Source organism: Cryobacterium sp. PH29-G1 (assembly GCF_030063365.1).
Lineage (GTDB): Bacteria > Actinomycetota > Actinomycetes > Actinomycetales > Microbacteriaceae > Cryobacterium.
Genome location: NZ_JASISY010000021.1, coordinates 21,860 through 30,871 on the forward strand (window position 1 = coordinate 21,860; position 9,012 = coordinate 30,871).

A 9,012-nucleotide genomic window follows, 5' to 3' on the forward strand; every position below is an offset into this window, starting at 1 on the left:
ACAGGTCAGGGATGCACAGCGGCCCGCAGCGGAGCAGTGGCGAATTCGCGCATGCCGTCGGCGAAGGAGACCTGGGCCGACCAACCGAGTTCCTGCCGCAAACGCTCCGATGACGCCGTGATGTGCCTCACATCGCCGAGACGATATTGGCCGGTTACGACCGGCGGTGGGCCGCCCGCCGCAGCCGCGAGAGCGGTCGCCATGTCGCCGATGGTGTGCACGATACCGCTCCCGACGTTGAACGCACGGAACGTCCCGGAATCGGTCGCAGCAGTATTCGACGCATCGCCTGCGGCGATATCCGGCGCTTCGCCGTTCGGCGCTGTGAAGCTTCGCGCGCTGACGGTGGGTGCCCGAAAATCGGGTGCTGTGAAATCGAGAGCGACGATGTTGGCCGCGGCGATGTCGCGCACGTGCACGAAATCGCGGCGTTGTCGGCCGTCCTCGTAGACCCGCGGAGCCTCACCCCGCTCGATCGCCGAGCGAAACAGCGAGGCGACACCGGCATACGGAGTATTCTGCGGCATGCCCGGTCCGTAGACATTGTGATAGCGCAGGGCGGCGACACGGCCGCCGGTCGATCGGGCCCAGGCCGTGGCGAGGTATTCCTGGCCGAGCTTGCTGCTCGCGTAGACGTTGCGCGGGTCGAGCGGATCGGTTTCGCTCACCAGGACCGGCTCCAGCGGCCAGCCGGTTGCGAGGTCGAGCGGGTCGAAACGTCCGGCATCCAGATCGCTCGCCCGACGTGGACCCGGCCGGGTGAACCCGTTCGGTCCACGGTAGCTGCCCTCGCCGTAGACGACCATCGATGAGGCCAGAACCAGACGACGGATGCCCCGCGCCGCCATCGCGGCCAGCAGCACGGCGGTACCGACCTCGTTGCTGTGCACGTAGTCGGGGGCGTCGGCAAAATCCACCCCGAGCCCGACCTTGGCGGCTTGATGACACACCAGGTCGATGTTCTCCAGGGCGCGCTCGACGGTGGCCGGGTCGGTCACGTCGCCGAGCACGAACTCGACCCGGGGGTCCAGCCCCGCCGCCGCCGCCGCCGCCGCACTGTTCCGGGCCCGGGCCCGGAAAGCGGGCCCATGTTCTATCCTGGGCCCAGTGTCCGGGCCCGGGCCCGGAACGGAAAGGGACGCCGGGGCCGGTGCGATACCGTGCACGTCGGCACGCAGCGAGTCGAGCACGCGCACCCGGTAGCCGCGAGCCAAAGCGGCGTCGACGATTGCAGAGCCGATGAAGCCGGCACCGCCGGTGATGAGCAGATGTTTCCCGGCTATCACGCGGGTTCCTCGGTCGGGTCAGCGCGCACGGCCCGCGCGAGAACGGCGGCAACCTGCACTGGATCGATGAGCTCACGCGGGGCGAAGTCGGTCGGCAAGGCACGCAAAATACCGTCGATCGCCGCCAGGATGCGCGGCTGGGCCTCGCGGAGGCGACGGAAGACGACGGACGCGGTGACGGCATCCGTTTCGCTGGCCGTGGCAAGGCCGGAAACCACGGCGCCAGCGGCGGGAACCGGACTCGTGGAAGCCGGAGCGGCGGTACCGGAAGCCGGTGCGGCTAGGCCCGGAGCCACCGGGTCGGCGGTGGTACGGTCACCCGCTTCGAGCACGGGTTCCAGCCCGGCATCAGCATCCGTCACAAACGACAAGTTGACCGTGCCCATGTTCAGTTCGCCGGCCAGCACGATCTCGGGGTACGCGGTCATATTGACGATGTGTGCGCCGATCGAGCGGAACCAGACCGATTCGGCCCGGGTGGAGAATCGCGGCCCCTGAATGACGACAACCGTTCCGGCGGGAGTGAAATTTTCGTTCAGAGCATCGAGCGCACTGATCGCGTACCCGCGCAGCACGGGGTCGAACGGGTCGGCGGCGGAGAGATGCTGCACCGATTCCCGATCGTAGAAGGTGTCGGGGCGCCCCGCCGTGCGGTCAATGAACTGGTCGGTGACCACGAGCAGCCCCGGCGGATATTCCGGGGTGACTCCCCCGACGGCCGAGGAGGAAATTATCGCGCGTACGCCGATCGAGGCGAGTGCCCAAATGTTGGCACGATAGTTGATCAGGTGGGGGGCAACGCTGTGTCCGCTACCGTGCCGCGGCAGGAATGCCACACGGCGGCCGGCGCGCAGCCCGATCGTGACCGTAGCGCACCCGTAGGGCGTGCTCACCCGGTGGGTCACCGCCTGAGACGGGTCGACGAGTTCGTAGAGTCCCGAGCCGCCGATCACCGCGATTTCCGCTCGAATGGTCGGATCGACCAACGGATCCACCAAAGGATCGACCAAAGGATCGACCAATCGTTCCACGAGCGAATCAACCAGCGACGCGATCGGCGGGTCGGCGAGTGGGTTGGCAGTCGGTTCAAGCGTCACAAGCGGCTCCCAGCAGGTTAAAGTCGAGTGTTCAGTGTGCCATCGAAACCTGCGTGCCCGCGCCGCGCGCCCGCGTTTTCCGGGCCCGGGCCCGCTCGCTGGGCCCACGATAGAACATGGGCCCGCTTTCCGGGCCCGGGCCCGGGCAAAATAAGACGAGGACTAGTGCGTGTAGACGCGGATCGGCGAGGCCAACGGCCCCGGCGGGTTCAGCGCGAACGAGGAGAGCACGCCGTCGCCGGCATAGTCCACGAGCGCCCATAGCTCGTCGCCGCCGGTCACGACGTAGTTTGCACCACTGATCAGCGGCACGGTGGCGCTGCCCCCGGCGCCCACCCGCACGTCCACCGGGGTACCGCCGTCGGGTGACAACGTGAGGGTGGTCGGCGTCGCCTTCCCGTTGACGAGGTGCAGGGTCGGCGACGGCCCAGCGGCGACCGCCACGGCGAAGTCCCCCGTGAGCGGCGCCGATGCCGAGAACCAGGCGAAGTCTTTGCCGCCGGCGCCTTCGGTGGCCGTGCGCGCAGCCGCAACGATGGGCTCGTTCGAGCGCAGTTGCACCGAGAAGTTGCCCACGGCCAACGGCGCCAGCGGAACCTCGGTGGCGACTCCGGGCTCGACGTCGACCTGGGTCGAGGTTCCCGCGGTCGTTCCGTCCGCGCCCGTCACCCCGATCTGCACGGTCGCCGCAACGTCGCCGGGCACGAAGACGCGAATCGACGGGGTGTCACCGCTGAAGCCTTCACCGCTCGTGACGTCCTCGTCGGTGACGGCGGCCGTGACGCGCACACCGGCAATGATCTGGTCGGTAGCCGGGGTGGCGGTCGTGCCGATGATCTCGACGCCGCCGGGTTCGATCCCCCGGATGCTGCTCTGCTCCAGTGACGCAGCCACCTGTCCGCCACGCGATTGCACGTGCAGCACGGGCGATTTCACGTTCGGAGCGAGGCCGGCCAGAGCGATGACCCGCTGCTGGCCGGGCTGCACCAGAATCCCGGTGGCCCCCGGCGCATCGACCAGCCCGCTCTCACCGGAGACAGTCACGTCTACGGTCGCCAGCACGGTGGTCGGGTTGCTCAACAGCAGCAGGCCGGTACGTCCGATATCGGTCGACCCGCCGACGATCCAGCTGTCCTGCACCGCTTCGGCGCAGGCGGCCACGGCGAGTCCGCTGATCGTGGCGGTCGCGGCAACCTGCGACTGGCTCCCGGCCACGAGCGGCGGCATCGTTGCTCCCTCCTGCACGGGAACGGTCAGCAGCAACGGCGGCTGCTGGCTGTTCGAGTCATCGACCGCGCTAATCTCGGTCACGTCCGGGCGAATCTGAGCAAAACCATCCGCTTCAACGGCGCCATACACAACGGATGCCGCCCCCACACTCGACGCCGATTGCGCCTGCGTCGAATCCTCGGCGAGGGTCATCACCGGCCCGGGGCAGACCCGCTGTTGCTCGCTCGGCAGCGGGTCGATCTCACGCGACTGCGGTTCGCGTTCAACGGTCGGCAACGTCACGAGGGTCGTCGCGCCGAGGGTAGCGACCACGACGGCGATACCGACCAGACCGAGCACACCGCGCCCGGCCCGGCCGCCGATGCGGGCGAGTGTGCTTCTATCGGGCATTGTCGTCCTCCACGAAAGTGGGCTCGGCGGTAACCTCATCGGTCGGTTCGAACCCGTCGTCCGATTCCAGCCCGGTGCCGACACCGGTTTCCCGGTCCATGGCAAGGTCTGCTTCCAAATCGGTGCCGAGCGGCCGTTCCAGCTCGGGGTCAAGGTCAGATTCCACGGTCACGCCCTTCACCTTCCGCGCCCGCTTCGGTTTCAACTTCTGCTTTTGCTTGGCGTTGGCCCTGGCCGCTCGGCGAATGGCATCCCGGTTGGCTTGGCGCACCGCTTCACGGCCAGCGCCGATCGGCAGCGAGAGCAGCACGGCGCTGCCCACCACGGCGATGGCGATCAGCAGGGTCACCAGTCCGAAAACGCCGCCAGCGTTCGCCGGCACGGGAGTCGAGGCCGATGCATCCGTTGCACCGAACTGCCACAGACGGCCGAATTCGGTGTCGCCGACCGGAGCCAGCGCGGCGTTGCCGTCGAGGGCCGTTTCGGTGCGCAACGCGGTGTCGCCGGATTCCACACTGTCGCCGGCCGGCTGCAACACAATAAAGCGGATGCCGAACTCGGCCAGGTCCGTGCTGGTATCCAGCCCGCTGCGCGAGGCGAGGTTTCCGGTGAGCTCAGCGAGTGCCTTCTCGTTAGCGCTCAGCGTCTGGGCGGTGCTGGCCAGGGTGGATTGCTGGTTCAGAGTGGCACCGACACCGCGTTCGATCGAGGCGAGCAAGCCGCCGTCGGCTTGCGGGGTGAGTTTGAGCGTGCCGACCCGGCTGTCGATCCGAGCTTCGGCGGCGACGAAGGCCGGTTGGGTCTGCCCGGTCCCCTCCCGCACCGCGGCGGTACCGAGGTGCAGCGAGGCGACGAGCGGAAGCACGACCACGGCCAGGGCGAGGGCGGCGACCACACCGGGCATCGACGCGAAGCGGCGCAGGGAGCGCAGCCCGATCACGAGCGCGCCGACCAGACCAAGCCAGTACAGGCTGAGCCCGGCGCCCGACCAGACCCGCACCGGTTCGGCACCGATCGCAGCCAGCACAAGCTGGTTGGCGGCGAGCGCGGTGCCGAGTCCGAGCAGCGCCACCAGCCAGGCGCCGCCGGCCAGGCGAGCACCGGGCAGCAGCAGGGCCAGCACGGCGAGCAGGGCCAGCGGCGCCAGCAAAATGGGCACGAACAGCTGCGGGTCGAGGCCGCCGACACCGAACCGGGCCAGCACATCGGCCCAGCCGTCGGAGCCGGGCAGGCCGAGCAGCAGTTGCAGGGTAGGTGCGTGCGCGCTCGGCACGGGCAGACCGGGGTCGGCGACCAGGTCCAGCCAGCTACCGCGCAGGCCGCGGTCGGCAAGCAGCGGAAGGGCCAGGGCGAGGGCCGGCAGTGGAATGCCGACGAAGCGCATCACCCGGCGACCGGCCAATACCACGCTGAGCAGCCAGACCACGAGCAGGGCCGGGGCCAGCGAGGGAGCGCAGGCGACGACCGCCGCGAAGAGCAGTGCCGCCGAGGCGGACGCCGACCAGGTGCGTGCGGCCGCGTACCAGGCGAAGAACAGCCACGGCAACAGCAGGTGCACGAGAATGGCGGCCGGGCGGCCATCGGCGAGGGCGATCAGAAATGTCGGTGACAATACCCAGAGGGTGGCGGCCAGGGCGCGCAGGCTGCCACGGTCGCTCAGACGGGTCGCGGCCATCCACGCGCCGACGGCGGCGAGGGGAAAGGCGAGGGCATAGAGCAGCACGAGCGCGAACGACGGCGACCAGAACGCGATCGAACCGAGCACGGCGACGACCGCGGCGAACGGGTCGGCCGCGCCGACGAAGCCGAGCCCGACATCTCGCCAGCCGTAGCCGACGCTGGCCCAGAGTTCGGTCAGGGTCGGCGAGAGCGGCAGCATCCCACCCCCGGTGAGGGTGTCGGCGCCGAGCAGCGGCACCATCATGACAACGCCGAGCACGGCCGCGCCAAGCATGGTCCAGGCCCCGCCACCGGAGAAGAATCGAATTTCGGGGCGTTCACCGTGCAGACCGAACAGGCTCGCTTCCCGCTTCAGCGAGTGCCGCCGCCGTACTTCGGCCGAAGGCACCCGGAGCGTGGAGATGGCATCCCAACCGAGCGTGCGAGTCTTGGCGAACGAGCGGCGAGCGTTGCCGACCCGCCTCCCGTTGAATGCTGCGCCGAACGCGGCCGAGAATTCGCCCACGATGGCGCCGGGTTCCTTGCGCAGCAGTTGGCCCAGTGAGCGGAGAAACGCGAGCGGCAGCAGCGACAGCCAGTGAAAAACCAGCGCTCCCGCCGGAGCGTAGACCAGCCGGCGGTGCAGTTGTGCGGAACGCTCGGCGCGCACCCGGCGGCGGCGCAGACGCCCTCGTGATGATTGGTTGGGCCCGGCGACGCCGTCACCGGCCGATGCGACGCGAGCGGCCGCCACCACGGAGACGCGATACCCGGCCAGGCGCACGCGCACGCAAAAGTCGAGCGAGTCGTCTACGGTCGGCAGGGCCGGATCGAATCCGCCCAGCTGTTCCCAGACCGTGTGGCGCACGAGCATGCCGCCGGCGCTGACGGCGAGCACGTCGCTCAAGCCGTCGTGCTGCCCCTGGTCCAGTTCGCTTTCGACCAGCGTGACGGTGGCGCCACCCGGCGTCATCGACTCGCCGAAGTTGTGAATGTATTCGCCGGCGATCCATTCCATGACCTTCGGTCCGGCGACGGCCACCGAGGGAGCGATCTCAAGCGCATCAACGAGCACCTCGAGGGCGGTCGGATCGGGGGCGCTGTCCTGGGCGAGTAGCCAGAGCAGCTCGCGATCGTGGGTGGGCGGCGTTGTGACGCGAACGGCGGCGGCAATTGCCTGCCCGAAGTTGAGATCGGCGTCGGCGGCGATGAACTGCGTCGGCCCGAAGTCGGAGAGCATCTTCGCGGTGGCATCGGTGGAACCGGCGTCCACGGTGATCACGATGTCGGGTTTACGGGTCTGCAGCGACAACGCCTTGAGAGTTCGCTCAAGGTGTTTCGCGCCGTTGCGGGCGACAAGAATTGCGGTGACTCTCGGTTGCATAACAGCACCAGCCTAGATCGGGATCGGCCGGGGGCCCTGCAACGAGGGGGCGCGCCTCACAAATTGGGCCCGGTATTAGCACAGCGGATGCCGCAGCATCCGCTTACCGGGTCGGTCGCGCGCGGTCGTGGAGTCGGGCGGCGCAGCATCCGCTGGTAATACGCAACCGACCCCAAGCCGGCGCTGATGACTCGGTACCGTTTCGCTGAGCCTAGGCGCGCTTGCGCAGTTTGCGACGTTCGCGTTCGGAGAGACCGCCCCAGATGCCGAACCGCTCGTCGTTACTGAGCGCGTATTCGAGGCACTGGTTGCGCACCTCGCAGCCGGAGCAAATCTTCTTGGCGTCGCGGGTGGAGCCGCCCTTTTCGGGGAAGAACGCCTCGGGGTCGGTCTGGGCGCAGAGCGAGTCAGCCTGCCAGGCGAGAAGGTTCTCGTCACCGAGATCTTGTCGTACTCCCGGAACACCGAGGGTGACGGGGTCAACGAACCAGTCCTCTGGTACTCCGGAACGATAGTCAGGTAAGGCCATATCGTCTCCCAGCGCTCGTTTACGCACAATTAGTGCCTGCCCTAATTACACCGGTGTAATTCGCTGACGTCAAGTCGCGAATCGTAAACCCTCAATGCTGGCTGGAGGGTTACGACGCGCCCAAGGTGACAAAATCAAACGATCTGGGGCACGCTACGTGTATTAACACGTTGCGAACGTAACACGATTATCTGGGCGGACGGCGTGTCGCCGCTCTTATTGCTCGGCAGCGCGCGAGGCATCCCAGGCGCTCTGCACCATCTGCTCCAGGCTGTGGCGCATGCTCCAGCGCAGGTCACGGGCTGCGAGCTCACCCGACGCCACAATGCGATCCGGGTCACCAGCCCGGCGCGGTCCGATCACGGGCGTGAAGTCGATGCCGGTCACTTTGCGCACGGTCGCCATGATTTCACCGACCGAGACGCCGTCGCCGCTGCCGAGGTTGTAGACCGGTTCGATCGCTTCACCGGCGTCGAGGCGACGAGCGGCGGCGACGTGTGAGAGCGCGAGGTCGGCCACGTGAATGTAGTCACGCACGCAGGTTCCGTCGGGCGTGGCATAGTCATCGCCGTTGATGCGCGGCGTGCGGCCCTCGAGCAGCGCGGCGAACACGAGGGGAAAGAGGTTGTGCGGGCTGGTATCGCTCAGGCCGAGCTCGCCGGATCCAACGACGTTGAAGTAACGCAGCGAGGTGTGCCGCAGGCCGGTCGCAACGGCCTGGTCGCGTAGCAACCATTCGCCGATCAGCTTCGATTCGCCATAGGGCGATTCCGGGCTCTTCGCGGTGGCCTCGGTGACGAGGTCGGTGTGCGGGGTGCCGTAGACAGCAGCGCTCGACGAAAACACGATGCGGTCGATCTCGGCCGTGTTCATAGCGGCGAGCAGCGTCGCCGTGGCCGTGACGTTTTGCTCGTAGGTGTGCAGCGGGCGCTGCACCGAGACGCCGGCGTACTTGAAACCCGCCACGTGTACGACGCCGGTGATGTGGTGCTCGTTAAAGGTGTGCACGAGCAGACCACCGTCGAGAACGTCACCTCGAACGAACGGAACCGAGGTGGGCACGAAGCTTTCGTGCCCGGTCGACAGGTCATCGACGACGACGACATCGATGTTCTCGGCTTGAAAGGCCCGAACGATGTGCGAGCCGATGTAGCCCGCTCCGCCAGTTACCAGCCACTTCATGTTGCCCCATCCGGTCGTGCGGCACCGATTCGTGCCGTTGCTACACAGTAGCGAACGCTGCCCGAGCGAGTGCTGCGCGGGAGTTGCGCCAGTACGCGGGAGTTCGGGCGTGGCCGCAACTCCCGCGTCCCCTCTGCGTCAAGCTGGTTGTGAGTCAGTTCACGATCAGTCGGAGGCAGGGAAATGTCTATTAGTTCAGGATTCACCGCGGCGGAGATACGCGAGTTCGTGCATGAATATCAGCTGGTGCCGTTT

At 67.7% G+C, this 9,012-nt stretch carries 6 protein-coding genes; all 6 read right to left on the reverse strand.

Translation table 11 applies throughout. The annotated features are described in order from the left end of the window. Positions 1-5 precede the first annotated feature (5 nt). The 6 genes from QMK22_RS17180 to galE all read right to left on the reverse strand — a co-directional run bounded on the left by QMK22_RS17180 (position 6) and on the right by galE (position 8,757). A complete protein-coding gene (locus tag QMK22_RS17180) occupies positions 6-1,286 on the reverse strand; it encodes an NAD-dependent epimerase/dehydratase family protein (protein ID WP_502857969.1) in 1,281 nt (426 codons plus the stop codon). After that, complete coding sequence (locus QMK22_RS17185) at positions 1,283-2,383, reverse strand: MTAP family purine nucleoside phosphorylase (protein ID WP_349361335.1); 1,101 nt, start codon at positions 2,381-2,383, stop codon at positions 1,283-1,285. The genes QMK22_RS17180 and QMK22_RS17185 overlap by 4 nt, the downstream gene beginning before the upstream one ends. A gap of 162 nt (positions 2,384-2,545) precedes the next feature. Next, positions 2,546-4,003 (reverse strand): DUF5719 family protein, encoded by a 1,458-nt coding sequence (locus QMK22_RS17190; RefSeq protein WP_283498875.1) that lies wholly within the window; start codon positions 4,001-4,003, stop codon positions 2,546-2,548. Then, positions 3,993-7,046, reverse strand: a complete 3,054-nt coding sequence (locus QMK22_RS17195; RefSeq protein ID WP_283498876.1) for a glycosyltransferase family 2 protein — start codon at positions 7,044-7,046, stop codon at positions 3,993-3,995. The genes QMK22_RS17190 and QMK22_RS17195 overlap by 11 nt, the downstream gene beginning before the upstream one ends. A 211-nt stretch (positions 7,047-7,257) precedes the next feature. Then, on the reverse strand, positions 7,258-7,575 hold the full coding sequence (locus tag QMK22_RS17200) for a WhiB family transcriptional regulator (RefSeq protein ID WP_283498877.1): 318 nt from the start codon (positions 7,573-7,575) through the stop codon (positions 7,258-7,260). Positions 7,576-7,791: 216 nt separating this feature from the next. Then, positions 7,792-8,757 (reverse strand): UDP-glucose 4-epimerase GalE, encoded by a 966-nt coding sequence (gene galE / locus QMK22_RS17205; RefSeq protein ID WP_283498878.1) that lies wholly within the window; start codon positions 8,755-8,757, stop codon positions 7,792-7,794. Positions 8,758-9,012: the final 255 nt, after the last annotated feature.

Coding starts and splice junctions, on each gene's coding strand:
- QMK22_RS17190 (WP_283498875.1), bottom strand. CDS start 4,003: ATGCCCGATAGAAGCACACTCGCCCGCATCGGCGGCCGGGCCGGGCGC.
- QMK22_RS17195 (WP_283498876.1), bottom strand. CDS start 7,046: ATGCAACCGAGAGTCACCGCAATTCTTGTCGCCCGCAACGGCGCGAAA.
- QMK22_RS17200 (WP_283498877.1), bottom strand. CDS start 7,575: ATGGCCTTACCTGACTATCGTTCCGGAGTACCAGAGGACTGGTTCGTT.
- galE (WP_283498878.1), bottom strand. CDS start 8,757: ATGAAGTGGCTGGTAACTGGCGGAGCGGGCTACATCGGCTCGCACATC.